The 24,430-nt window shown below is 67.3% G+C and carries 22 protein-coding genes and 1 pseudogene; 13 read left to right on the forward strand and 10 right to left on the reverse strand.

The features are described from left to right. Positions 1-85: 85 nt before the first annotated feature. Entirely contained in the window at positions 86-877 is a 792-nt protein-coding gene (locus tag AC5RV2_RS02880) for a ZIP family metal transporter (protein WP_494091090.1), read from the reverse strand. Between the two features lie 134 nt (positions 878-1,011). Next, a complete protein-coding gene (locus tag AC5RV2_RS02885; RefSeq protein ID WP_494091091.1) occupies positions 1,012-1,734 on the reverse strand; it encodes a TetR/AcrR family transcriptional regulator C-terminal domain-containing protein in 723 nt (240 codons plus the stop codon). Positions 1,735-1,836: 102 nt separating this feature from the next. On the opposite strand from AC5RV2_RS02885, the gene AC5RV2_RS02890 reads away from it, so the two are divergent. Further along, complete coding sequence (locus AC5RV2_RS02890) at positions 1,837-2,889, forward strand: NAD(P)-dependent alcohol dehydrogenase (RefSeq protein WP_494091092.1); 1,053 nt, start codon at positions 1,837-1,839, stop codon at positions 2,887-2,889. A gap of 99 nt (positions 2,890-2,988) precedes the next feature. Beyond that, positions 2,989-3,672 (forward strand): pullulanase X25 domain-containing protein, encoded by a 684-nt coding sequence (locus tag AC5RV2_RS02895; RefSeq protein WP_494091093.1) that lies wholly within the window; start codon positions 2,989-2,991, stop codon positions 3,670-3,672. Between the two features lie 142 nt (positions 3,673-3,814). On the opposite strand, the gene AC5RV2_RS02900 is transcribed toward AC5RV2_RS02895, so the two are convergent. After that, complete coding sequence (locus AC5RV2_RS02900; RefSeq protein WP_494091094.1) at positions 3,815-4,336, reverse strand: CarD family transcriptional regulator; 522 nt, start codon at positions 4,334-4,336, stop codon at positions 3,815-3,817. A 429-nt stretch (positions 4,337-4,765) separates the two neighbouring features. Between AC5RV2_RS02900 and AC5RV2_RS02905 the strand changes: the two genes are divergently transcribed. Continuing rightward, positions 4,766-5,989, forward strand: a complete 1,224-nt coding sequence (locus AC5RV2_RS02905) for a glycine cleavage T C-terminal barrel domain-containing protein (RefSeq protein WP_494091095.1) — start codon at positions 4,766-4,768, stop codon at positions 5,987-5,989. Between the two features lie 140 nt (positions 5,990-6,129). On the opposite strand, the gene AC5RV2_RS02910 is transcribed toward AC5RV2_RS02905, so the two are convergent. The 4 genes from AC5RV2_RS02910 to AC5RV2_RS02925 all read right to left on the reverse strand — a co-directional run bounded on the left by AC5RV2_RS02910 (position 6,130) and on the right by AC5RV2_RS02925 (position 10,497). Continuing rightward, a complete protein-coding gene (locus AC5RV2_RS02910; protein ID WP_494091096.1) occupies positions 6,130-6,762 on the reverse strand; it encodes a cyclase family protein in 633 nt (210 codons plus the stop codon). A gap of 16 nt (positions 6,763-6,778) precedes the next feature. Next, positions 6,779-8,188 carry a purine-cytosine permease family protein gene (locus AC5RV2_RS02915; RefSeq protein ID WP_494091097.1) on the reverse strand — a complete coding sequence of 470 codons (1,410 nt, stop codon included), beginning with the start codon at positions 8,186-8,188 and terminating at the stop codon, positions 6,779-6,781. Positions 8,189-8,211: 23 nt separating this feature from the next. Beyond that, on the reverse strand, positions 8,212-8,646 hold the full coding sequence (locus AC5RV2_RS02920; RefSeq protein WP_494091098.1) for a nuclear transport factor 2 family protein: 435 nt from the start codon (positions 8,644-8,646) through the stop codon (positions 8,212-8,214). Between the two features lie 120 nt (positions 8,647-8,766). Continuing rightward, positions 8,767-10,497: a sensor histidine kinase gene (locus AC5RV2_RS02925; protein ID WP_494091099.1), complete on the reverse strand. Its 1,731-nt coding sequence runs from the start codon at positions 10,495-10,497 to the stop codon at positions 8,767-8,769. A gap of 84 nt (positions 10,498-10,581) precedes the next feature. Between AC5RV2_RS02925 and AC5RV2_RS02930 the strand changes: the two genes are divergently transcribed. The 4 genes from AC5RV2_RS02930 to AC5RV2_RS02945 are packed head-to-tail and all read left to right on the forward strand — an operon-like array spanning position 10,582 to position 14,395. Continuing rightward, the gene (locus tag AC5RV2_RS02930) at positions 10,582-11,694 is read left to right on the forward strand and encodes a response regulator (protein ID WP_494091100.1); all 1,113 of its coding nucleotides are present in this window, start codon (positions 10,582-10,584) and stop codon (positions 11,692-11,694) included. Then, on the forward strand, positions 11,691-13,646 hold the full coding sequence (locus AC5RV2_RS02935) for a glycosyltransferase family 2 protein (protein WP_494091101.1): 1,956 nt from the start codon (positions 11,691-11,693) through the stop codon (positions 13,644-13,646). Before AC5RV2_RS02930 ends, AC5RV2_RS02935 begins: the two co-directional genes overlap by 4 nt. Continuing rightward, positions 13,630-13,962 carry an STAS domain-containing protein gene (locus tag AC5RV2_RS02940; RefSeq protein WP_493977025.1) on the forward strand — a complete coding sequence of 111 codons (333 nt, stop codon included), beginning with the start codon at positions 13,630-13,632 and terminating at the stop codon, positions 13,960-13,962. The genes AC5RV2_RS02935 and AC5RV2_RS02940 overlap by 17 nt, the downstream gene beginning before the upstream one ends. Continuing rightward, positions 13,955-14,395 carry an ATP-binding protein gene (locus AC5RV2_RS02945; RefSeq protein ID WP_494091102.1) on the forward strand — a complete coding sequence of 147 codons (441 nt, stop codon included), beginning with the start codon at positions 13,955-13,957 and terminating at the stop codon, positions 14,393-14,395. The genes AC5RV2_RS02940 and AC5RV2_RS02945 overlap by 8 nt, the downstream gene beginning before the upstream one ends. Before the next feature lie 16 nt (positions 14,396-14,411). Here AC5RV2_RS02945 and AC5RV2_RS02950 read toward each other — a convergent pair whose 3' ends face one another. Both AC5RV2_RS02950 and AC5RV2_RS02955 read right to left on the reverse strand, forming a co-directional pair. After that, complete coding sequence (locus AC5RV2_RS02950; RefSeq protein WP_494091103.1) at positions 14,412-15,665, reverse strand: M20 family metallo-hydrolase; 1,254 nt, start codon at positions 15,663-15,665, stop codon at positions 14,412-14,414. After that, positions 15,662-17,356: an amidohydrolase gene (locus AC5RV2_RS02955; RefSeq protein ID WP_494091104.1), complete on the reverse strand. Its 1,695-nt coding sequence runs from the start codon at positions 17,354-17,356 to the stop codon at positions 15,662-15,664. Before AC5RV2_RS02955 ends, AC5RV2_RS02950 begins: the two co-directional genes overlap by 4 nt. 162 nt (positions 17,357-17,518) lie before the next feature. On the opposite strand from AC5RV2_RS02955, the gene AC5RV2_RS02960 reads away from it, so the two are divergent. From AC5RV2_RS02960 to AC5RV2_RS02970, 3 genes are all read left to right on the forward strand, one after another. Next, positions 17,519-18,715 carry a helix-turn-helix domain-containing protein gene (locus AC5RV2_RS02960; protein WP_494091105.1) on the forward strand — a complete coding sequence of 399 codons (1,197 nt, stop codon included), beginning with the start codon at positions 17,519-17,521 and terminating at the stop codon, positions 18,713-18,715. Between the two features lie 185 nt (positions 18,716-18,900). Beyond that, on the forward strand, positions 18,901-20,229 hold the full coding sequence (locus tag AC5RV2_RS02965; RefSeq protein ID WP_494091106.1) for an MFS transporter: 1,329 nt from the start codon (positions 18,901-18,903) through the stop codon (positions 20,227-20,229). Between the two features lie 136 nt (positions 20,230-20,365). Then, complete coding sequence (locus tag AC5RV2_RS02970) at positions 20,366-21,640, forward strand: ArgE/DapE family deacylase (protein WP_494091107.1); 1,275 nt, start codon at positions 20,366-20,368, stop codon at positions 21,638-21,640. A gap of 45 nt (positions 21,641-21,685) precedes the next feature. Here AC5RV2_RS02970 and AC5RV2_RS02975 read toward each other — a convergent pair whose 3' ends face one another. Next, positions 21,686-22,309, reverse strand: coding sequence for a DedA family protein (locus AC5RV2_RS02975; protein ID WP_494091108.1), 624 nt, complete (start codon positions 22,307-22,309; stop codon positions 21,686-21,688). A gap of 84 nt (positions 22,310-22,393) precedes the next feature. Here AC5RV2_RS02975 and AC5RV2_RS02980 point away from each other — a divergent pair, with 84 nt between their 5' ends. The 3 genes and pseudogenes from AC5RV2_RS02980 to AC5RV2_RS02990 form a co-directional block, all read left to right on the forward strand. Further along, complete coding sequence (locus AC5RV2_RS02980; RefSeq protein ID WP_494091109.1) at positions 22,394-23,407, forward strand: pirin family protein; 1,014 nt, start codon at positions 22,394-22,396, stop codon at positions 23,405-23,407. Positions 23,408-23,441: 34 nt separating this feature from the next. Further along, positions 23,442-23,789, forward strand: coding sequence for a GNAT family N-acetyltransferase (locus tag AC5RV2_RS02985; RefSeq protein ID WP_494091110.1), 348 nt, complete (start codon positions 23,442-23,444; stop codon positions 23,787-23,789). A 101-nt stretch (positions 23,790-23,890) separates the two neighbouring features. Next, positions 23,891-24,430: pseudogene (locus tag AC5RV2_RS02990) on the forward strand (hypothetical protein); the annotation flags it as partial.

Below are 24,430 nucleotides of genomic sequence, written 5' to 3' on the forward strand. Positions count from 1 at the left end.
GCACCGACCGCACGCCAGCGCGGCAACCGCGCCACCGGAGCGATGGCGGGGCACCCTACAGGACGGGGTGTCCCGCCGCTCCGGCTCAGGCCAGCGACAACGCGTAGGACAAGACGAACCCGGCCGCCGTGCTCAGGGCGACCGCCGGGCCACCGTGTTCGTAGGCCTCGGGCATAAGGGTGTCGGCCAACGAGGCAATCACCGCCCCGGCCGCGAAGGCCAGCGGCAGGGAGATGGATTCCGGATCGGCCCCGGACAACGGCCCCGCGCCAATCATGACGGCGATGACCAGCAGGGCTCCGCAGGCGCTCCAGAGCCCGATGACCGCGAGCGCCGACTTGCCCTGGCTGCGCATGGAGGCTGCTCCTACCAGCGCCTCGGGCAGGTTGGAGACGAAGATCGCAGCGAGCAGGGCCAACCCGCCGGTTCCCTCGCCCAGGGCAACGCCCATCGCAAGGTTCTCGGGCACGCCGTCGAGCGTGACCGCTGCCAGCAGCGCGAGTCCGGCAGTGCCCCGGACGGTCTCAGCCGTCGGGGCATGCTCCGTGGCGGCCGCATTGGTATCCAGCTTGGCGCTGCCCTGGTACTCGGCTGCCGGCGTCGATCGGGACGATGGCTGTGCCCAGCGGTCCAGCAGTGCGCTCAGCACCGTGAACACCGCAGCACCAGCGCCCAGGCCGATCACCGCCCGCCAGAGGCCGCCGCGCTCATAGGAGTCTTCAAACAGTTCAAATGCCAGCGCCGTAATCAGCGCACCGGCCGCGAAAGACAGCAGAACCGCCAGCACACGTTTCGGCAGCTCGAACTTCACACCGATGAACGCGCCCAGCACCAATGCGCTGGAAGCCACGACGCCGAATAGCACCGGCATTCCCATGCCGCCAGTATAGGAAAGCGGCAGCCGCGGCGGAATAAAGGCGGGGCCTCCCCGGCCCTCCGGCAAGCAATCCGCGTTTCACGTTCCGCGTTCCATGGTTCCAGCCACCACGGCTTCGCCCGCAACCCCGTGGTTCAGGGCGAGGGCGTTTCGGCCCGCTCCGTTGACTCTTCGCCGGTCGCGGAGCGGCCGTGCAGCGACGCGGCCAGCCCGCCGATAATGAGGTCGAGGCCGAACTCGAACTCGTGGCTGAAGTCGTACCCGGGCTGCAGCACATGCTCCACGGTTAGCTCCCGCAGGTGTGGATAGTCCTGGAGGGTGAACATCTCCACCATCGGCCCGGCGACTTCCGCCAAGCTGTCCGGCCCGTCGAAAGGCAAAGACGCCTCCTGGAGAGCCGTCCCGTAAATGTAGGCATCGAGCACCGCATAGGCGTGTGCCGCCAGCGGCAGCGAGAACCCGGCAGCACGAAGGGTGCCCAGGATTGCATCGTGGTGGCGCAGGTTCGCCGGCCCCGGCGTGGTGCGCGACTCCATCAAGGCTGTGGCCCACGGGTGGCGGCGCAACACGTCGCGGGCCGAGGCGGCACGCCGCTTCAACTCCGCCTTCCACTCCCGGCCCGGCACCGGCAGCTCTATCTCTTCGAAGACGGCGTCGACAATGCCGTCCAGGATCTCGTCCTTGTTCCGAACGTGGTGGTAGAGCGACATCGGCTTGGCATCCAGGGCCTGGGCCAGCGACCGAATGGTCAAGCTCGCCAACCCGCCGCCGTCGGCGATGTCCATGGCGGCGCGGAGCACCCGTTCCCTGCTGAGCGGTTCACGTTGGGCGGGGGCACTGCCCGTTTTTTTGATCATTGTTCCCGCGACTATAGCATTCTCGTACTTTGTACGGTAGCTTCGTACTTTGTACGACGTACTTGGGCTCCACGTCATCTACATCCTCGAGAAGGAAGTCCCATGGAACCAACAGAATCCTCCCCTTCGGCCGCGAGCACGGAGCCGCTTCAGGGCAGCACCTCCCCCGGCCCGGCACAACCCACCATGCGCGCGATAGTGCAGACCCGGTACGGAATCACCGATGCCTTGCACCCCGCCGATATCGTGGTGCCGGAGGTCGGCGAAAGCCAGGTCCTCATCAAGGTCCGCGCCGCAGGCCTGGACCGCGGGACCTGGCACATGGCCACCGGCCTGCCGTATCCGGTCCGGGCAGTTTCCGGCTGGAGGTCCCCCAAGAACCCGGTCCCCGGGCTTGACGTCGCGGGAACGGTGGCGGCGGTAGGCAGTGCCGTCACGAAATTTTCGGTCGGGGACGAAGTCTTCGGTTTCGGCAAGGGTTCCTTCGCGGAGTTTGCCGTGGCAGCGGAGTCGTTGGTGGTCCCCAAGCCGGCGGAACTGACTTTTGAGCAGGCAGCGGCCCTTCCGGTCTCCGGCGTGACGGCGCTGCAGGCGCTGCGGGACATCGGCCGCGTCCAGGCCGGGCACCGCGTACTCATCACCGGGGCCTCCGGCGGCGTCGGCACCTACGCCGTGCAGATTGCGACGGCCCTGGGCGCGACGGTCACCGGCGTGTGCAGTGCGGCCAAGGCGGAGCTGGTGCGGAGCCTCGGCGCCGAGACCGTCATCGACTACGCCCGCGAAGACTTTGCGGCAGCAGGACACCGGTATGACGTGATCGTGGACATCGCAGGGAACCCGTCCCTGTCGCGTGTGCGCCGTGCCCTTGCCCCGGACGGCACGGCGGTTATTGTCGGCGGCGAGCACGGCGACCGCTGGACGGGCGGCCTGTTCAGGCCGCTGGGCGGAATGGTCCTGTCCCTGTTCAACCGGCAGCGTGTTGTTATGTTCATGGCTCGCCAGGCCGCCTCGGACCTCGAACGGTTGAGTGAGCTGATCGTCTCGGGGCAGCTGAAGCCGGTGCTCGACCACACCTATCCGCTGGAGCAGATGCCGGAAGCACTCCGCCGCCTGGAGACCGGCCAGGTGCGGGGCAAGGTGGTCATCACGGTCTAGGGGAGCCGACACGCAACGCCAAATAGTGGTGCTCGGCACGGCCGGGGTCGCAGACTGAAAGCGTTACCAGTTCGGCAGCCCCGCGAAGGAGCCACGGCCATGCTCAAGACCCATCTGCGTCTCAAACCCGTCCTCGAGATCCTGGCGGCGGCAGCCGCAACCGGCGCCCGGCCGGACGCCAGGGAGGTCATCAGCGAGGCCTTGCGGCGGGTACCGCCGACCGCGCACGAACAGGAGCTGCTCAGCGGCGGCGTGCCCCGCGGCTTCAAAAACCTGACGACGGCGACCGCCCGGCTGGTGAAAGCCGGCTGGATGTCGAAGGGCCGCGGCGGGTGGGCCATCACCGAGGACGGGCTGCGTGCCGTCACCGCCTTTGCCGATGAAGCCGAACTGGCCGAGGCCCTCGCGGCGGGAACCCCGCTGCCGGAACCGTCGCCGCCTGCAGCGGAGTCCGCCGTGCCCGCCGGCCAACCGTCGCGAGTCGCCGTGGGTGGCGACTTCGGTGTGCTGCTCGGCGCCGACCGTGATTGGGATCCGGCCGACGGCGCGGTGCAGATGCGCTTCGATGCCGCCGACGGCCTGTGGAAGCTGGACGCCGAGCTGCCCGCCGGCCGGTATGCCTTCAAGTTCGCACTGAACGGCTCGTGGGAGGAAAACTACGGCGCGTATGGCGTGCTTGACGGCGCCAACCACGAGTTCCAGCACGACGGCGGCGCGCTCACCATCGCGTACGACCACGCCATCCACGATCTGGCCGCGATGTCCCGACTGGTCCGCGCCTGACCCTTCGGGGCTTGGCGCGTCATGCGCGCCGCCCGTCCAGGCCGCCGTCGTCATGCACGCCGTCGTCAAGCCCGCCGTCGTCAAGCCCGTCGTCATGCGCGCCGCCCGCCAAGCCCGCCGGCGCCCTGCGCGCCGTCGTCGTTCAGGCGCTGGCCAGGGGCTCCGTCTCCGGCACCGAACCGGTCGCCACGGCGTCGAGGATCTCTTCGGCTTCCTGCAGGTCAATGCCCCTGGACAGCGCAATTTCCGTGACGAGCGGCTTCTTGGCGTACTGCAGCATGTCCTTCTCGGCGTGAGACATGCTGCCGTTCGCGTGCAGCCGCCGGGCGAGGTCGCGGACCAATCCGGCGATCACGAAGATGTCGCCGGTGCGGAGCCGTTCCTGGTTGTCCTTGAAGCGCCGGGACCACTGCGGATCCTCCTCCCGCGAGGCTGCGCGCAGCACGTCGAACAGTGCCTCCAGCTGTCCCTCGTCGAAGACCGGCCGCAGGCCGACTTGCTCGGCACGCTCCAGCGGGACACCGACCGTCAGGTTCGAGTTCTTGACCTCCAGCATGACGTAGCGGCATTCCGCGTCCTGCCGCAGGGGCCGGGTCCTGATGCCGCGGACAACGGCCGGACCGTGGTGTGGGTGAACAAGGGTTTGACCTTCAGCAAATAGCATTCAAGAGTCCTCTGATTCGCACGAGCGCCACACTCGACATCAGTGGACGGAGCGCTCGGGGGCCCTCGCGCCAGACGGTCGTCCCACGCATCGAAACTGCGGTCCGCAAACCGGAGCTTCGATAATGTGAGCACGCGGATCGGCTCGGATCCATGCGGATGGACCCGCCCCTGACCCGCGAGCTTGGCTGCCTCAATTATCTCACGCGTGCGGCCGATGTCCCCGGGAATGCCGGCCGGTGGAACCCCTCGCGGCCCCGCACCGGCGCCGCAGATGGGACGCCGCGGCACCGCTCAATCGGATGGCACTGCCCCTTGACTCCCCGGCACAGCGGCTGCCACCATGGCAGTCTCACATGGCGCAAAGTTGCGCATCATGCGCAACTCCTCAGGTCCGGCTGGCGCCAGAACCTCGAAGGAGGAAGCCCCTATGTCGGAGATTCTCGATTCTGGCTCCGCCCAGTTCAACGGCACCGATTCGTCCCGCGTCAACCCCAACCCGGCCGTCACCCTTTACACCCGGCTGCGCAAGTCCCCGTACTTCTGGAAGTCGCGGGAGCACGGCGTCGCGGCCTACAGCGTGTACAACCACACGTACCACCCGCGCCACTACGGCGACCCGGTCAGCGAGTACTGGTCACTGCTGAACGACGTCACCCTGTGGGACGTCGGCGTGGAGCGGCAACTGCAGATCAGCGGACCGCAGGCCTTCGACTTCACCAACATGCTCACCCCGCGGGACCTGACCAAGTGCGAGGCCGGCCAGTGCAAGTACGCCTTCATCACCGCCGCCGACGGGGGCATCATCAACGACCCCATCCTGCTGCGCGTGGAGGAGAACAAGTTCTGGCTCTCGCTGGCGGACAGTGACGTGCACCTGTGGGCCATGGGCCTGGCGCACGCCGGCGGCTGGGACGTCACGGTGGAAGAGGTGGACGTGGCGCCCGTCCAGGTCCAAGGCCCGAAGGCCAAGGGGCTCATGTCCGACCTGTTCGGCCCGCAGATCCTGGACATGCCGTACTACTACATGCAGCACCACAGCCTGAACGGCATGGACGTGGTGGTCAGCCGGACCGGCTACACCGGCGAGGTCGGCTACGAGATCTACCTCTACAACGCCACCGAAAACGCCGGGCGCCTCTGGGACACCGTCTGGGAAGCCGGCCAGGCGCACGACCTGCGGGTCATCGGCCCCTGCCACATCCGCCGGATCGAGGCGGGCATGCTGGCCTACGGGTGCGACATCACCCTCGGCACCAACCCGCTGGAGGTCGGCTACGACTACAACTGGATGGTCGATCTGGACCAGGAAGCGGACTTCGTGGGCAAAGAAGCGCTCGGCCGCATCCGGGAGAAGGGCATCGACCGGCTGATGGTCGGCGTGGAGATCGGCGGCGAGCCGCTGGGCAGCTACAACGACGGTTCCATGATCGAGCCGTTCCCGGTCTCGGTCGGTGACGGCTCCACCATCGGGGAGGTCACCAGCGCCTGCCACTCCCCGCGGCTGGAACGGAACATCGGCCTGGCCATGGTGCCGATCGACCTCAGCGGCGAAGGCACCACGCTGTCCATCCACACGCCCGAGGGAGTCCGCGAAGGACAGGTCGTCCGAAAGCCCTTCGTCGATCCGGCCAAGTCCACGCCCAAGGACTGACCCGTCAAAACCACAACGACGGCGGAGCCCACCTCCCGCAGGCGAGTTTCGCCGTCGTTCGGGGCTACGTCTCGCGGAGGCGGGCCCCGTCGTCGTTTGGGGCTACGTCTCGCGGAGGCGGGCCCCGTCGTCGTTCGGGGCTACGTCCAGGCGACGGCACGGACCGGGGCGCCGTCCGTTCCGGTGAGCTTGAGCGGGAAGAAGCCGACCCGGCAGCTGGCCGGCAGCGTGGTGGCGTGCCTGATGTTTTCCACGATCAGGCCGTCGGAACCCAGCACCAGCTCATGCACCGGGAGGCTGAAGCCCTCGGCAGGCTGCAGGGTGCGGTCGGGATTCAGCGTGTCCACGGCCAGCACGCGCATGCCCCGGTGCACCAGTTCATCCGCTGCCGCCCGGGACAGCACCGGGTGGTCCAGGTACGCCTCGGTGCCGAAGTGCCGGGCCCACCCGGTGGCCACCACCACGATCGCGGGCACGTTCCCCGGCACCTGGCCGGCCAGCCGGTGCCAGCGGATCTCCTCCCCCGCGGCGAGGTCCGGAACCTGCAGCACCAGGGCGTCGCCGACAAGTTCGTCGAGGGGCACCTCGGAGGTGGTGCGGCCGCCGTCGATGCTGTGGCACGGCGCATCAAAGTGGGTGCCGGTATGGCTGCCCAACTGCACTTCGGAGACCTCAACCCCGTTCTGCGTAATGGTCAGCGCACGCCTGATCTTCACCTGCGGGTCCCCGGGGTAGACCTGCATCCCGGAGGAGACGGGGTGGGTCAGGTCCACGCACCCCACGGCGGGCTCAGTCTCCCCCGGCGCTGGGGAGCTCGGCGCCGGGCTCTGCTCCCGGCTGCTCCGCCAGGTGCCCGGCCCGTTCGCCGGGGAATCGTTCCCGGCTCTTGATGGACAGGGCCAGGTACAGCAGGAAACTGAGCACGAAGGCCGGGATGGTTGCGCCCACGGGGCTGGGCCACAGGTAGGTCAGCACGTAGGAGGCCGCAGCACCGATGACCCATACTCCGATGGCCGCCCAGTTCACCCCGCCGGTGTACCAGTACCTTCCGCCTCCTTCACTCAGGATGTCGCGGCTGTAGCTCCGGCGCTTGATGATGTAGTAATCCACGATCATGATCGCGAACACCGGCACGAAGAACGCGCTGATCGTGACCAGGAAGTCGGTGAACTGGTTCAACAGGGCCAGCCAGGTGGACCCGGCTATCGAGATGACGCCGACCACCAGGGCTGTGGGCAGGAACCGGAGCTTCCACCGGGACTGCGCATTCACGATCGTGGTGACCATCCCGTAGACCACCATCGTGTTGGTGGCCATGACGGACATGAAGATCACGATGGCCAGCGGGGTGCCGAAGGCGGCCACGATGACGGTCGGATCGAACTCGGCAGCCGGCTCGCCCGAGAGGATCACGTAGCCGATGGCGGTGGCGCCCAGCGACATGGCCAGAACCGTGGAGATGGTGTAGCCGATGCCGGAGCCGAGGATGCCGGCGCGGCTGGACTTGGCCAGGCGGTTGAAGTCGGCGGACAGAACGGTCCAGGAGATGGCCGTCGCGATCACGATGTCCAGCACCACGAAGCTGGTGTAACCGAGCGTCGCGTCCACGCCGATGCCGCCGAACTCCGCCGGGCCGAACGTGGTGAAAGCGGTGGTAAAGACGTACATCATGATCGCGAGAATGACGACGGCGAGCCACGGCTCTACCTTCGCGATGCCTTCGTGTCCGAGGATGGCAAGGCACACGACCAGTGTTTGGCACAGCACGGCGAACAGGATCGGGTTGGAGAAGCCGGTCAGCTGCGCCACCACGTAATTGACGGTGACGCCGGCAAGCATGGCCTGCACCCAGCTCCAGCCCATCAGGATGATCACATTGGCGGCGACCGGCAGCAGGCTGCCGCGGGTGCCGAAAGCCCCGCGGGTGATGGCCATGGTGGGCAGGCCGGTCAGGGTGCCGATGTTGCCGATCAGCGTCAGCACAACGGCGCCGGCCAAGGTGCCGATGACGATGAGCCAGATGGCGGAGCCGAAGTCGATGCCGGGGATGAAAAGCGTGCCGGTCAGCAGGGTGGTGACCACGAAGTTTGCGGCCAACCAGATCATTCCGATCCGGGGGGTGGACAAGGTGCCGCGGATGGGGCCGAAGCCGTCCGCGTTCTGCTGCAGGTGGTTATCGAGGCGCTGGTAGAGGTTCATGGTGGTCCTCGGGACGTAAGGATTTAGGTAGGCGGGGCCTGGACCTGCGCCGCGGGCGGCATCGGTGAGAGATGCTCGTGCACCGCGATAAGACCGCCGTCCTCGTAGCGGAAGACGATCGTTTCACGCTCAAGGTATGAGTCTTCGCCGTCCGGCAGGGCAACGGTCGTTGCCACATCGTGCACGAAGACCGCGCCGCCGGGGAAGGCCGTCACGTGCTGGTTCGTGGATCCGCAGGCGACCACACGCCACCCCTCGGCAAGCCACCGCGCCCACAGCACCTCGTACCCGTCGCGGCTGTCCAGGCGCGCCGGTTCCGTGTGGAAAACGAAGCTGGCGTCCGGGGCGAATGCCGCGAAGTAGCGTTCGGTGTCGGTAGCTGCGAAAGCCCCGACAATGCCTGCCACGGCCTCCAGGACTTGATCATGGGAGGGAGTATGCGGAGCGGCGGCGCCCATGGCGGCCTCCTTGTTGCAGCATGGCCAACTGCGACGGGGAGTTTCCCCCGTGAAACAAGTGTTGCCAAGTGTGATCTCCGCCGCAAGGGGCGGCCGTTGCGGCGGCGCGGGGCGGCGGGGTTACGGCTCTTGCCGGGCGCCGACGACGGCGCCGTGGCCGCTGCCGTTATCGGCGTCGGATTCATCGTCACGGGGCGGCCCCCCGACGGGCAGGGTAAACGTGAAGACGCTGCCCCTGCCGGGCTCGCTTTCACAGCTAATGCTGCCGCCGTGCCGTTCCACGATGTCCTTGGACAGGGCAAGTCCGAGGCCCAGCCCCGGGATGGAACTCCGGCGGGCTGCGGGACTGCGGAAAAACCGCGTGAAGACGTTGCGGCTCTCCTCGGCACCCATCCCCATGCCCCGGTCGGCCACCTCGCACCGAACCATTTCGTCGTCGCCGGCGCAGCTGACCGTGACGTCACCGCCCTGCGGGGAGTACTTGATGGCGTTGGACAGCAGGTTATCCAACACTTGCCGGACGCGCGCCGGGTCGCAGACCACCCGCAGGGCGAGCGGTGCCTCTACGGCGAGCGTGATGCCGCCGGCGGCGGCCCGAGGTTCTGCTGCTGCTACGGCCTGCGCGACAATATCCCCCAGATCCGCAGGAACCGGCTGCAGGTCAGAGAAGCCGGCGGCCGTGCCCAGCAGATCCTTGACCAGTGCGAGCAGCTGGTCCGAATTCCGGAGGATGGTGTCCAGGCCTGCGGCCATGTTCTCCGGCAGGTCCGGTGTCAGGGCCAGCAACTCGGCATACCCCTGGATGGAGGTCAGCGGGGTTCGCAGTTCGTGGGACACGCTGGACAGGAAATCACTTTTCGCTTCCAGCGCGGACACCAGTTCCGTGACGTCGTTGAAGGCGAGTACCGAACCTTCGCGCCGGCCGCCGCCGTCGACCATCGCCTGGGCCGACGCGGAGAGTACCCGTTGCCGCGGGGGCCGGCCGAACCAGACCAGGTATTCGGAAAACGACTCGCCCCGTACTGCGCGGCAGATGGGCCGATCTTGGACCGGCATGAGCGATTTGCCTCCGTCGGCATAGAGCTCGAGCCTGGACTCCGGCGCGTCCTCGTCGCCCGGGGGCAGCACGAGGCGGCGCAGCTCTTCCTGCCGACGGTTGCGCAGGATGGTATCGCCGTCCTCATCGACGGCCAGGACCCCCACGTTCACCGCACTGACGACGGTCGACAGGAGCCGTTCGCGCTTGTCGCTGGCTTCCAGCAGCGCGCGGAGCTTGGCGTCCTTGGCCTCGACCACACGCTGCTGTTCCATCATGCTCGCGGTCATGACCCGGACCGTAATGCCGATGGCCAACATCATAAACGGGATGAGCAGCGGGTGGATTAACGCTTCGAATGTGACGGCAGGCTGCTTGAGGAACACCGGAATCCACACCATCGCCAGGGCGGCCAGCGCACCCCCGATCACGGACAGCCGCGGCAGCTGACCGGAGGCCGCCAGCCAGATCACCGGGAACGCGGCCAGCAGCCCTACCCCTGTCAGGAGCGACCCGGCGCCTTCGCGCAGCAGTGCGATGGGAATGAAATCCAGCAGCGGAATGATCAGGAAGGACGGGTAGGGCAGCTTCTCCCACGGAACGAAGAAACAGGCCGCCAGCAGCACGGCGTTCAGCACCATGCTGAGTTCAAAGAGCGGATTCGCCAGGAGCGGGGGAGAAAAAAGCCACGTGCCCACGCCCAGGAACAGCATGGTGATGGACAGCGGCAATTGACTCATCACAACCCGCCCGCGCAGGGAGAGGGTATGGAACTTCACGCGGTTCAAAATCAGCAGATCGAGGATTTTTTCCATGGCGGCGACTCCAATATCGTCGTCACGGGCGGATTCTGCAGTGACGGATGTGACAAACGGGAAGATAACCGCCTTAATGAAAGCATGCCAGCTGCCCCCAGCAACCGCCGTGCCGTCATAGTCGAGGACAACGCGGACATCCGCCGGTTGCTGGCCCAAATCGTCACCGACCAAGGCTTCACGGTTGCGGAAGCAGAAAACGGGCGGGACGGTATCGAGCTGGTCCGCAACGGCGGCGCCGACCTCATTACGTTGGACTTAAACCTGCCCGATCTGGATGGCATTGAAGTCTGCCGGCAGGTCAGGACTTTTTCAGACGCCTACATACTGATGATCACCGCGCGCGCCGAGGAAATGGACCGGCTCAGCGGGTTGAACACGGGCGCCGACGATTACATCAGCAAGCCGTTCAGCCCCCGGGAACTCCAGGCAAGAATCGGAGCGCTTTTCCGCCGCCCACGGTCCCAACCCGTAGAGGCGAAGCCAAGCGAAGATCAGGAACGCGCCGCCGAGGTTCAGCGCAGCCTGCTGCCCGCCGAACCCCTGAGACTCCAAGGCTACGAGATCGGCGGCCGTTGCCGGCCCAGCCGTAGCGTGGGCGGGGACTTTTTCGACTGGTGCGCCACGGAGAACGGACTGCAACTGACGGTCGCCGATGCCATGGGTAAGGGCATGGGCGCCGCCCTCATCGCCGCGACGGTCCGTGCGGTGCTGCGTGCCTCCAACGGGCACCCGGACATAGCCCCGGCCTTCCACGCGGCAAGCCAGGCGCTCGAGAGCGACCTGGCCCAGTCCGACTCCTTCGTGACGATCTTCCATGCCAGGCTGGACGCGGGGAACTCAACGGTTGACTACGTGGACGCGGGGCACGGGCTTGGGCTGCACGTCTACGACGGCGGCCTGCGCCGCCTGCCCTCGGGTGGTCCGCCCGTCGGCGCCGTCCCGGGCAGCACGTGGGCCGCAAGCCGTCTGCTGCTGGAGCCCGGGGAGTCGCTCCTTGTGCTCAGCGACGGGCTTCTCGATGCCTTCGAGTCGGTGGATGCAGCCATGGACGCGGTGGCCGCCGTGGCCAGCTCCGGTGCTGATGCCCGGGACGTCTGCGATGCCGTGTTGGACCTTGCCGGCGCCGCCGTGGCGGACGACATTACCGCCGTGATGCTGCGTCGATGCCCGGCAGACAGCCCGGTCGGCACGTGAAACGTTTCGCCATCCGTCTGCTGGTGGTTCTGACGGTCATCCTCGGAACCAACTACCTGGCGTGGCGCTGGCTCGACTCGCTCAACTGGTCGGCGTGGTGGATAGCCGTCCCCTTGGTGCTGGCCGAGACCTACAGCCTGATCGACGTCGGACTCTTTGGCCTAACGGTCTGGCGGTTCCGGGTGCGGAAGGCGCCGCCGCCCCCGCCTGCGGACGCCACCGTCGACGTTTTCATCACCACCTACGACGAGCCGCTGGACCTGGTCATGGCCACCGCGCTGGCGGCGCGGGCCATCCGTTACCCCCACAGCACCTGGATCCTGGACGACGGCGCCAGGCCGGAGCTGGGCGAACTCGCCGCCAGCCATGGGCTGGGCTACCTGACCCGCACCGGTGATTGGGCGGACAAGCCGCGGCACGCCAAAGCGGGCAACCTGAATAACGCGCTGATGATGACCCACGGGGAATTCCTCTTGATCCTCGACGCCGACCAAATCCCCCGGCCCGACATCCTGGACAAGACGCTGGGCTATTTCAACCAGCGCCGTGTCGCGCTCGTCCAGACCCCCCAGTACTTCAGCAACGTTTCGGCCGACGATCCGCTGGGCAGCCAGGCCCCGCTGTTCTACGGGCCCATCCAGCAAGGCAAGGACGGGTGGAACGCAGCGTTCTTCTGTGGCTCGAACGCCCTGCTTCGGCGCGAAGCATTGATGCAACTGGGCCTGGCCGGTTATGTCACCGAAGTCGAGCGCGGGGTTCACCGTGCGCTGGCAGGGGCGCGAAGTGCCATCCGCAAGGCCCGCCGATCCCCGGAGGCGGCAGATCCGCTCGTGGCAATGCTGCTCGACGACGTGGAGGCGGCCACCGACACGGCCCGGGCCAGGCTCCGAAGCGGCGGGTCGCTCAGTGAAATCACCTACGACCTGCGGAAGAAGGTCGACGACGCCGTGCGGTCCCTGGTTGCCGAGAACTTCGCGGCCGTGGAAGCGGACCTGGCCGAGATCGCCGCCATGGAACTCGGGGGCCCGGTGGGTGCACCCGAGCCGGACGAATTGGACGGCGCGGTGGAGCGGATGTCCCGGCGCGATTGGTCCCCGCTGGGGGCGCTGGGATCAGTGCAGGCCGTGCTGGACGCAGTCTCGATTGAACGCCCGGACGAAGCCCAGCCGGTGATGCCGCTGGCGACTATCTCCGTGACGGAGGACATGGCGACCTCGATGCGGTTGCATTCGATGGGCTGGCACAGCGTCTACCACCCCGAGGTTCTCGCCCACGGCCTCGCCCCAGAGGACCTCAAAACCATGCTCACGCAGCGGCTGCGCTGGGCCCAGGGCACCGTCCAGGTCATGCTGCGCGAGAACCCGCTGGCGCAACGCGGACTGAGGCTCGGCCAACGACTGATGTACTTCTCCACGATGTGGAGCTACCTCAGCGGCTTTGCCGCAGTGATCTACTTCGCCGCACCAGTCATCTACCTCACCCTGGGCATCCTCCCCGTCAACAGCCTGAGCGAGGACTTCTTCATCCGGTTCATCCCGTTCATGGTGGTCAACCAACTGCTGTTCGCCGTGGTGGGCAAGGGCGTCAGCACCTGGCGCGGGCAGCAGTACAGCCTCGCCCTCTTCCCTACGTGGATCAAGGCCTGCACGACGGCGGCCCGGAATGTGTGGCTGGGACGCCCCCTCGGCTTTGCCGTCACTCCGAAAGCCCGCCAATCCGGGGGGAGCAGCTGGAACCTGATCGCACCCCAGCTGGTCACGATGGCTCTGCTGGTTGCTGCCCTCCTGACGGGAGCGGCAAGACTGGCCGCCGGGCTGAACGAACCGGTGGGCACGCTGGTGAACGTGGCCTGGGTTATGTTTGATTTGCTGATCCTGAGCGTGCTGGTCAAGGCCGTCAGGTACAAAGGGTTCAAACCCGACGAAAGGAACGTGGATGCAGTTCACCGTTGAGACCACGCCTGCCTATGCCGAGGTCAACGGCAGCGGCCGGCTGAACATGGTCGCAGCACCCCGCCTCCGCGAAGTGGTGGCCGCCGTCGTGGCTGAAGGAAACCACCATGTGGTGGTGAATATGGCGGGTACCGAGTTCATGGACTCGTCCGGGCTCGGGGCGCTGATCGGCTGCCTGAAGATCGCCCGGCAAGCGGGGGGCGATCTCCGCATCGCGAACGTGCAGCCGCAGGTCAGGATGGTGCTTGAGCTGACCAGCATGCACCGCGTGCTGACTCCCTACCAGAGCGTCGACGCAGCGTTTTCCGATGACTGAGGTCCTCGCCCGAACGTCACGCCAGGGGCTGGCCACGGCAGAAACCGTCGAGGCCCTGCACGAGGACTTCGAGGCGCTGTGGACGAAAGCCGACTTTGTTCCGGACCTGGACCGCATGGCCTTCTCGACCGCCGTGATCGAGGCCGCCACGAACGTGGTCCAGCACGCCGTCCCCGCTTCCGAAACTCCCCTCCAGCTCGGCGTTGAGATCACCATCTGGTCCCGCCGGTTGGAAGCCCGCATTTCCGAAATCGGCGCAGCACCTTCCAGCCCCGGCATCACGAACCCCCAAGGGCACGACGTCGACCCGGAGGCGGAGTCGGGCCGCGGACTCGACCTGATCCACGCCCTGGTCAGCACCGTAACCTTCGAACGCCACGGGGAGGACAACGTCTGGGTTCTCTGCCGTCATGCTTCCGAGGACAGCGCCTGAAGCCGCCGTCCGGCTGCTAACCAGCCGCGAGTTCGCCGCGGACCAGCCGCCGCGCGACTTCGGTCAGCAGTTCCACGCCGCGCAGGGCGTCCTCGTCCCGGGTGAATTCGGCCTCGTTGTGGGAGATGCCTTCGACGCTGGGAACGAAGAGCATGACCGTCGGGACAACATCCTTCAGGTTGGTCGAGTCGTGGCCGGCCACGGTCATGATGTCCGTGTGGCTGAACCCGAGCCGCTCCGCGCTCGCGATCCCGAGCGCCACGCCCGCGGGCTGGTAGGACACCAGGCCCCACCGGTGGGTCAGCTCGAGGCCGACCGTGGTGCGGGACGCCGTCTCCGCCTCGGCGATCTTTTTGTCCAGCAACTCCATGGCGCGGGCCAGGACGTCCTCGTCCGGCGACCGCAGGTCCAGGTTCATGACGGCCTGGCGGGCAATGGTCACCGGCGAGTTGGGCAACACGTACATCTCGGAGACCGAGGTGTGCAGTTGCCCGGGGGCGAACTCTCCGGCGAGGTCGCGGGCGGCGGAGATGACGAGGGCGGCTCCGTAGACGGCGTCCCTGCGGTCCTCCATCCGGGTGGAGCCGGTGTGCGACTGCTCCCCGTCGACCGTGACGCGGTACTTGCTGGCCGCCCACGTGCGGTCCACGATTCCGACCTGCGTGCCGGTTTCTTCGAGGCTGCGGCCCTGCTCGATATGGATCTCGGCGTAACGGGCCACGTCGGCGAGCCGGGGGGCGCCGTCATCGGCGGTGCGGTGGCCGGCGGCCAGCGCGGTGGCAACGGTCGTCCCGGTCGGATCCGCGGTGGCGAGCGCCTGTTCCAGTGGCAGCTTCCCGGTGAAGACGGAACTGCCCATCATGCTGGGGGTGAAGCGGCTGCCTTCCTCGTTGAACCAGTTGACCACGGCCACGTTGTAGACCGGGTCGATCCCGCCGGCGGCAGCTTCGGCCGCGATGCGGGCAGCGGCGTGGGCTCCGGCCAGCACGCCGTAGGCGCCGTCGTACCGCCCGGCCAGCGGCTGGGAGTCCAGGTGCGAGCCGAGCAGGACATAGGGAGCACCGGGAACGAGTTCGAGGGTTCCGAACTGGTTTCCGGCGGCGTCTACCTTTTCGGTGAAGCCGTGCCGCGCCAGCCACTCGCCGAACCACCGGCGTGTGGCGTGATCCTCCGGCGTACCGGCCTGCCGGTCGACGCCGCCGCCCGCGGTCGCGCCGAATCCGGACATGGCGGCGAAGTCGTCAAGAAATTCCTGGCCGGTCGTGCTCATCGGGTTTCCTCCCCCGTCGACGCCATCGCCGCGTCCGCGGATTCCCGCGCCGGGAAGTTGTCCGCGCCGAAGCGGATGTCGCCGCCCACCATGGTGGCCAGCACCTGCGTGGCGCTGATGCGGGACGGCTCGACGTCGGTGGGGTCCTGGTCCAGGAAGACCAGGTCGGCCAGCATGCCCGGCGCCAGCCGGCCCTTGGTGTCGCCGGCTCCCGTGGCCGCCGCGGAACCGACGGTGTAGGCGGCCAGCGCCTCGGCCGCGGTAATCCGCTCGTCGGGGCCGTAGACCTCTCCGGACGGGGTCAGCCGCTGCACGAACGATTGGATCACGTCGAGCGGACGGCCGTTGGACACCGGCCGGTCCGAGCTGCCCGGCAGGGTTGCGCCGCGCTGCAGCAGGCTGTTGGCCGGGTAGGACGTGGCCGTCCGCTCCGGACCGAGCAGCCGCGCCATGCCGTCGCCGAACTCGGTAATGAAATGCGGCTGCGGCACCAGAACGATGCCGGCCGCGGCGATGCGGTCCAGCTGCTCCGGCCGGATCACGCCGCCGTGCTCAATCCTGTTGGGCAGCGGCCTGCGGCCGGAGGTTTCCTGGGCTTCGGTAATAATGTCGATCGCGTGGTCGATGGCGTGGTCCCCGATCGCGTGCATCGCGATGGACCAACCGGCCCGGTATGCCTCGAGGGACGCTGCGCGGAGCACTTCGGCGTCCATCTGCAGGTAGCCGTGGTTGTGGGGGCAGCCGACATACTCCTCGGTGACGTAAGCGGTGCTGCCCAGCAGCGATCCGTCGCTGAAGATTTTCACCGGTCCCAGCCGGAGCCAGTCGTCCCCCAGGCCGGTGCGGATGCCGGCATCGAGGCCGCGCGAGACCGGGTCTGCGTCGTGCCCTGGAACCTCGTGCAAGGCATCCAGTACCAGCATGGGTTGCATCCGGACGCTCAGCAGCCCCTTGTCCCGCGCACTCTGGTAGGCGCCGAACTCGCGCGGTGAGTAGCCGATCCAACCGCCGGCGATGCCTGCGTCGGTGACGCTGGTGATGCCCTCGGTCAGATAGTGGGTGGTCGCGAGGTCCAGCGCACGTTCGATGGTCGCCAGCGGGTAGGGCAGCATGATGTCCTGCACCAGCCGCATGGCGTTCTCTTCCAGCAGCCCGGTGGGCCGACCCTCCGCATCCGTGACAACGACGCCGCCATCGATCGGCGCGGCAAGGTCGACGCCGCGTGCGGCAATCAGATCGAGTGCGACGCCGTTGACGTTGCAGGCGTGGCCGGAGGAGTGCTTGATCCATACCGGGCGGCCGCCGGCGGCAGCATCGAGCCGGTCGCGGTCAGGCTGCGCTCCGCCGTGCAGCAGCGGACTGTACCCGGAGGCCACCACCCATTCGTCCTCCGCCAGCGTGGACGCGGCGTCTGCTATCACCGCATAGGCCTCTTCGAGGCTGGCGACCGTCCCCAGGTTCGCTTCCATCAGGCCGAGCCCGAACCAGACGCTGTGGGCATGCACGTCATTAAAGCCGGGGACGATGACCGCGCCGGCGGCGTCGACGACCCTCCGGGCCCTGGGCGCGGCCTGCGAATCGACGTCGAGTGCCAGCACCTTCCCGTCGTGGATCAGCAGGTTTTCGGCAACCGGATGTCCGGGGTCCTGGGTCAGTATGCGGGCGTTGCGGATCAGGAGATCGACGAGCATGAGTCCTCTTCGTGCTTTCGCTGCGGCGTGCCCGGAGCGGTAGATGGCGCGGCCGGCCGTGCAGGGCGCCGCCTCCATTTCAACACTGGAGCAATGTCACGCTCAATGGACAAAAGACGCCATCTCCAGTGGAAGGATTAGGCGATTGCATAAGATGGGTAAATGAGCGAGCCGCGCGTAGAGCCCTTCCCCCACAGCGCCAGCCAGCACCGGGACTTCAATCCCGACCCGTCTGCCGAACCTGCGTGGACCGAACTTATCCGGCGCCTGTGGCAGGAACGCGATTTACTGGTCAGCGACTTCCTGGAGCGCTTTGCCGCCATCTCCTACGAGGGGGCATTGGTTCCGGACGAGGATGTCCGCCGGACGGCGGTGGACACGATGGAGATGTTCCTGTTCCAGATGGCCGGCCTTGAGTTGCCCCCCGATCTTCGGTCCCTGCCGAGGGACGTGGCTTCCCGCCGGGCACGCCAGGGGGTCCCGTTGGAGGCCTTCCTCAGCGCGGTACGCAACGACTTCAGGGTCTTATGGAAAGGCCTTGAACGCGTTGCGCGGGGGCACGGCACCGACGTGCTCGTTGCCAACATGGACCGGGTCTTGGACACTGTGGAGAGATACGTCAGCAGCATTCAGCAGGCGTTTTCGGAAGAGGAAGCCCTGCTTGCCCGCGACAAGCAGCTGCACCGGCAACGGCTGCTTTCGCGGCTCTTTAACACCGATACTCAAAACACCGGCGAGGTCTCCGACATCGCCGCCGGCTTGGAAGTAGAGAGCTCGGACGTGTTTGAACTGATTGCGGTCACCAAGGAGTCCGTGGCGAAGCTGCCGGATCAGCCTGCGGCCGACCGTCACACCTTCTCTTACGAACGCGCCGGCGCCCTCTACCTTTTCCGGGTAAGCCGTGCCGGGCGAACTTGGCAGGACGATCCGCCCGAATTTCCGGCCGGTTACATGCCCGGCGTGGAGGGCCTGGCCGCGATTCCGCAGGCGGCAGCGGCGGCTTTGGTTTTGGCCGCCAAGCACGGTGCCGATACGGGGCTGGCCACCATCGCGGGCACCTGGATGTCCATTGCCCGGGACCTCCTGGAGAAAGCGCTCCCCGGATTCTCGCTCCCCGTCACCACGGCACTGGACCATTGCACGCCGCATGAGCGCCAGCGGTTGCTGCAGGTGGCGCAAAGTTACGGCCGCACCGGTTCGATTAAGGAAACCGCGGAGGAACTGTACTGCCACCGGAACACGGTGGTCAACCGGTTGCATTCGCTGGAGGAAGTCATCGGGCTGGACATGACGGTTCCGGCGCAGGCAGCGCTCGCACTGGTGGCGCTGGCGGACTACAAAAATGGGCACAAGTTGTGAAAAGGCACAAGTGAGCGCTGTCAAGCCGGTGTGTATTGTCATTGTTCAGGGGAATGGCACTACCTTACAGTCGAGAGGTACTTCACAGCTCTACCTCGGGATGTCCTCCGTTCAGGGCATAGGAATTACGGGCTGCCGCTGCCACCTCCAACGGTGCCGGCCCCGCACAGCTTGAAAGGCAATACGTGACGACGCCGCAATCTCTCAACACCCCCGGCGCTCCGCCGAAAGTCTCCGGCAAGGACGCAGGCAAGATCGCCCGGGCCGCCTTCGTCGGAACGGCTCTCGAGTGGTACGACTACTACCTCTTCGGCACGGCCGCGGCTTTGGTGTTCAACCGCCTGTTCTTCACGGAACTGGATCCCACGGCCGCGTTGCTGGCTTCGTTCGCCACCTTCGGTGTCGGCTTCGCAGCCCGTCCGATCGGCGCCATGCTCTTCGGCTACATCGGCGACAAGTACGGCCGCCGGCCCGCCCTGCTGACCACCATCGTCATGATCGGTATCGCCACCGGATTGATCGGTCTGCTGCCCGATTTCGGCAGCATCGGCCTGGCTGCGCCGATCCTGCTCGCCGTCCTGCGGCTCGTCCAGGGGCTGGCCGTGGGCGGCGAATGGGGCGGCGCGGTCACGATGGCCGTCGAGCACGCCCCGGCCGAGAAGCGCGGCCGGTATGCCGCCCTGGTCCAGGTCGGCTCGCCGGTGGCGACCCTGATGGCCTCCACGGCGTTCACGCTCGTGCTGCTCTTCCCCTCCGACTTCTTTGACGCCTGGGGCTGGCGCATCCCCTTCCTGCTGGCCTTCCCGATGCTCCTGATCGCCCTGTGGATCCGACTCAAGGTGGAAGAATCACCGATCTTCAAGGATCTCCTGGCCCAGGAAGAGACCTCCAAGGTTCCGGCCTTCGACGTCTTCCGCAATGCCGGCGGCCGCCTGGTGGTTGCCGTGCTCGCCGCCCTGCTGGGCGTGGGCGGCTTCTACATGATCACCACCTTCGTGGTCAGCTACGGCGTCAACACCCTGGGTGTGGACCGCAACGTGATGGTCAACGCCACCCTGATCGCCGCCGTCGCGCAGATCATCGTCACCCTCCTGATGGGCCGGCTCGCGGAAAAGATCGGCCCGGGCAAGGTCACCATGTGGGGCGGCATCCTCACCGCCGTCCTGGCCTTCCCGTTATTCGCCATGATCGACACCAAGTCCCCGCTGCTGATCACCCTGGCCATCACGTTCGGCATCATGCTGATCGCCGTGGCGTACGCGGTCAACGGCGCGCTGCTGACCGAACTGTTCCCGGCAAAACTGCGCTACTCCGGCGTGGCCCTGGGCTACAACATCGCCGGCGCGACCAGTGGCTTCATGCCGATGATCGCCACCGCCATGCTCGGCGTCTCCGGCAACCAGTCCTGGGGCGCTGCCATGATCCTTGCCATCATCGCGCTGCTCACGGCCGTTGGCGGATTCCTCGGCGAGCGGCTGCGCGTCAAGGACAAGCAGATCGTAGCCGACAGCTAAATCCCCACGCCCGCCCCACCCCGGGGCGGGCTCCGGTCTCCGGCGGACACCGCCGTCGGAAGCCAGACTCTCCACCACCTCGCGGGGGAGCCGTCCAGCCGGGCGGCTCCCCCGCGCCATATCAAGGAGCATTCGGATGATCAATGACGAACAGTCCCGACGTATTCTCGATGCCGTCGACGCCGCGTTCGACGCGCAGCTGGCCTTTACCCAGGAGCTGGTGAAGCACCCGTCGCTGCGGACCGCGGAAGGCAGCGCCCAGGACCTGCTGCACACGGCGATGGCCGCCCGCGGCCTGGAAATGGACCGCTGGCAGCTGGACCCCGACGAGCTCGCCACGCATCCGGGCTTCGGCCCGGTCACCGTCTCCTACGACGACGTCGACAATGTTGTCGGCACCTACCGGCCGGCCGCCGAGACCGGCCGCTCGCTCATCCTGAACGGGCACGTCGACGTGGTTCCGGAAGGGCCGGAAGAGGCGTGGTCGCGCTCCCCCTGGGATGCCCCCATCATCGACGGCTGGATGTACGGCCGCGGCGCCGGCGACATGAAGGCAGGATTGGCCGCCAACCTCTTCGCGTTCGACGCCGTCCGGGCGGCCGGTCTCGAACCTGCCGGTCGCATCCACTTCCAGTCCGTCGTCGAAGAGGAATGCACCGGCAACGGTTCCCTGTCCGCGCTCATGCGCGGCTACCGGGCGGACGCGGTCATCATCCCCGAGCCCGAAGAGGACATGCTGGTCCGGGCGAACGTCGGGGTGCTCTGGTTCAAGGTGCGTGTCACCGGCAACCCGACCCATCCGCGCGAGATGGGCACCGGGTTCAACGCCATCGACGCCGCCTATACGGCCATCACCGCCCTGCGCGAGGTCGAGGAGAAGTGGAACGCGGAGCGGGGCCGGCACCGCTACTTCGAGGACCTGGATCACCCCATTAACTTCAACTTCGGGCAGATCATCGGCGGCGACTGGCCCTCCAGCGTGCCCGCCTGGTGCGAAGTTGACGTGCGGGCGGCCATCTACCCCGGGATTCCGGCGGAGCAAGCCTGGCAGGAACTGCAGGAGTGCCTCGCCCGACTGGGGACGGGGCCCGAGCCAATCAAGGCCGTTGCCACCAAGACCGGATTCTTCTCCGAAGGCTACGTGCTGGAGCCCGGCAGCGAAGCCGAGTCCCTGCTGGAGAGCACGCACGAGCAGGTCTTCGGCAAGGAGCTGGGCAGTTTCACCACTCCGGGCTACCTGGACGGCCGCGTCTTCGCGCTCTATGCCGACACGCCCGCGCTTGTTTACGGCCCGGTCTCCGAAGCGATCCATGGCTTCGACGAGCGCGTGTCCATCGAATCGGTCCGTCGAATCACCAAGAGCATCGCGCTGTTCATCGCCAACTGGTGCGGCGTGGAAGAGCGGGCCTGACGCCGGTCGCCGGCACCTGCGCTTCCTGCCGGTGCCGGCGGCCGCCTAGCGGCCCTGCTTCCGGAGGGATTCCGTCCGGTGCCGGTTTTCCCACCATGTGAGCGTGTGGTTGATCAGTGACCCCAGCACCAAGGACACGGCGATGGCGAGCAGCACCGCGAACTCGGTGGACAGTTGCGGCCACACGCCCGACGCGGTGCCGATGCCTACCGAGTAGGCGGACCACAGCACACCGGCCAGGGCGGAGTGCGCCAGGAACCGGCGGCCGGGCTGGGGAATCATCGCGGCGGCCACATTGAGCGTCACCCGCCCCATGGGAACAAACCTGGACGTCAGCACCAGCGGCAGCCCCTTGCGCCCCAGCCCCGAGCGGGCCTTCCGGAAGCCTGATTGCCAGTGTCGCCCGGAGAACAGCTTCCGCTCCGCGAGGTTGAAGCGGCGCACCAAGAAGAACGTGCCGGCGTCACCCGCTACCGCCCCGGCCAGCATGGCTGCCGCCAACACGTAGGGGTTGAGGTGGTCCGAGTGCACCGAGAGCGATCCCAGCGCGACGAACAGCGTGGTGCTCGGCACCGGAGGAACCAGCGCGGAGACGGTCACGAAGAGCGCACCCGCAGGATAGATCCACCAGTAATCCAGGCTGCGCAACAGTTCGCCGAGTTCGTCCATCCCCCCATCCTCCCCGATGCACCGGCGTGCAGGTGCAACGGTGCATCGGGCGGCACGCTACGGGCGCCCGTCTAAACTGGGGCCATGAGCAATCTGGAGGCGGCACCGAGGGAAGTTGTCTGTTCACTGGAAGCAGACTCCGCCGACGCGGAGGTCCTGGCGCCGCGAGACGTCCCGCTGGGTGGCATCCGGGCCATGAACGTCCGCCGGACCCTGCCGCAGAAACGGCGCAGCCTGATCGGTTCCTGGTGCTTCCTGGACCATTACGGGCCCGACCTGGTATCCGGTACCGGCGGCATGCAGGTTCCCCGCCACCCGCACACCGGCCTGGCCACGGTCAGCTGGCTGTTCTCCGGAAGGATCGCGCACCGGGATTCGGCCGGGTTTGAAGCCATTGTGCGCCCGGGCGAAGTGAACCTCATGATCGCCGGCCGCGGCATTTCCCACCAGGAGTTTTCGACGCCGGACACCACCGTCCTGCACGGCGCGCAGCTTTGGTTCGCGCTTCCGGAGTCAACCCGGAACATGCCGCCGACGTTCGAACATTACGCCCCGGAACCCGTCGTCGGCGACGGGACGGAGTTGCGGGTCTTCCTCGGTTCGCTGGCCGGCTCCACGTCGCCGGTCAACACCTACACTCCTCCGCTGCTCGGCGCCGAGGCCACGCTGCGTGCGGGGTCCCGGCTGGAACTCGACCTGGACGCCGGGTTCGAACACGGAATCCTGCTGGATACCGGCGACCTCCGGCTGGACGGGAACGAGGTCCCGGTGGACCACTTGGTTTACCTCACCCCCGGGCGAAAGCACCTCGTCCTCGAGGCCGGGGATGCCCCGGCCCGGCTGATCCTCATCGGCGGCCAGCCGCTGGGCGAGCAGATCATCATGTGGTGGAACTTCGTGGGCCGGAGCCATGAGGAGATCGTGGCGTACCGCGCCGCCTGGCAGTCCGAGATCGACGTCGACCCGGCGCCGGAGCCGGACAACGGCACCTATCCGGACGGCGCTCCGTATCCCCGGTTCGGCCCCTTCCCCGACGGGATGCCCGCACCGCTGCCCGCCCCGACGTTGCCGACCGTCCAGCTGCGACCCCGCGGCTGAGCACTGCCGGGACGACCCATCATCAAGAGGAACCGTGGAAGCCGACGCACCCATCGCCGTCCGCAGCAATGCCGGACGGCGCCGCTACGAACTGGTGGACGGCGGCAAGGTGATCGGCAAGGCCCACTGGTTGCCGTTCGAGGGGCCGTCGGGCCCCGAGCGGGTCTTCTTCCACACCACGGTTGACGAGGAGTATGCCGGGCAGGGACTGGCCGGACGCCTGGCCCGCTACTCGCTGGATGACACCGCCGCAGCCGGGGTGTCCGTGGTGACCGTCTGCCCCTACTTCAAGGCCTACGTCGAAAAGCACCCAGAGTACCTGGCCAAGACCACCCCGGTGCGGCCCGAACACGTGCAAGCGGTCGAACGCGTCGCCGGTTAGGGAAACCGACGGAACTCTCTGCGGTCGCCAGCAGTTCTTAACGGGGAGAGATCACCCGTGCACCGGCTTCCACCGGGCAGGCAAGGAGCGGAACCGTGGGAATGTTCGACAAGCTGGTCCAAAAGGGCAAGCAAAAGGCTGTCCAGTACGCCAAGGAGCAATTGGCCCAACGCACCGGGCAACAGCGCCCGCCGCGGCCCCAGGACTCCGGCCGGGAACCGGGCTACGGCCAGGATGCAGGCTACGGTCGCGGGCAAAACCGCGAGTACGGCCAGGACCGTGGTGACGACGGCGGCTACAACCGCGGCTACGGCCAGAACCGTGGTTACGGGCAAGACCGCAGCTACGGCGAGGACCGGGGTTACGGGCAAGACCGTGGTTACGACGGCGGGTACAACCGAGGCGGCGGCGACGGCGGCCAGCGGTATCCGTCCCGGCCGCAGCCGCGCAACGGCCGGCCCGGTCAACCCGCCGGCCGGGACGCCGACCAGGCGGCCATCGCGAAATACAAGTACATGCTGCAGACGGCACCGCCCCAGGACATGGAGCGGGCCCACGCCGAAGCCTTCAACCGGTTGACCCCGCAGCAGCGCGCGATGCTCCGGGACGAGCTCAACAGCCAGCTCCCCGCCGCCGAGCGG

Source organism: Arthrobacter sp. Y3225116 (genome assembly GCF_059091245.1).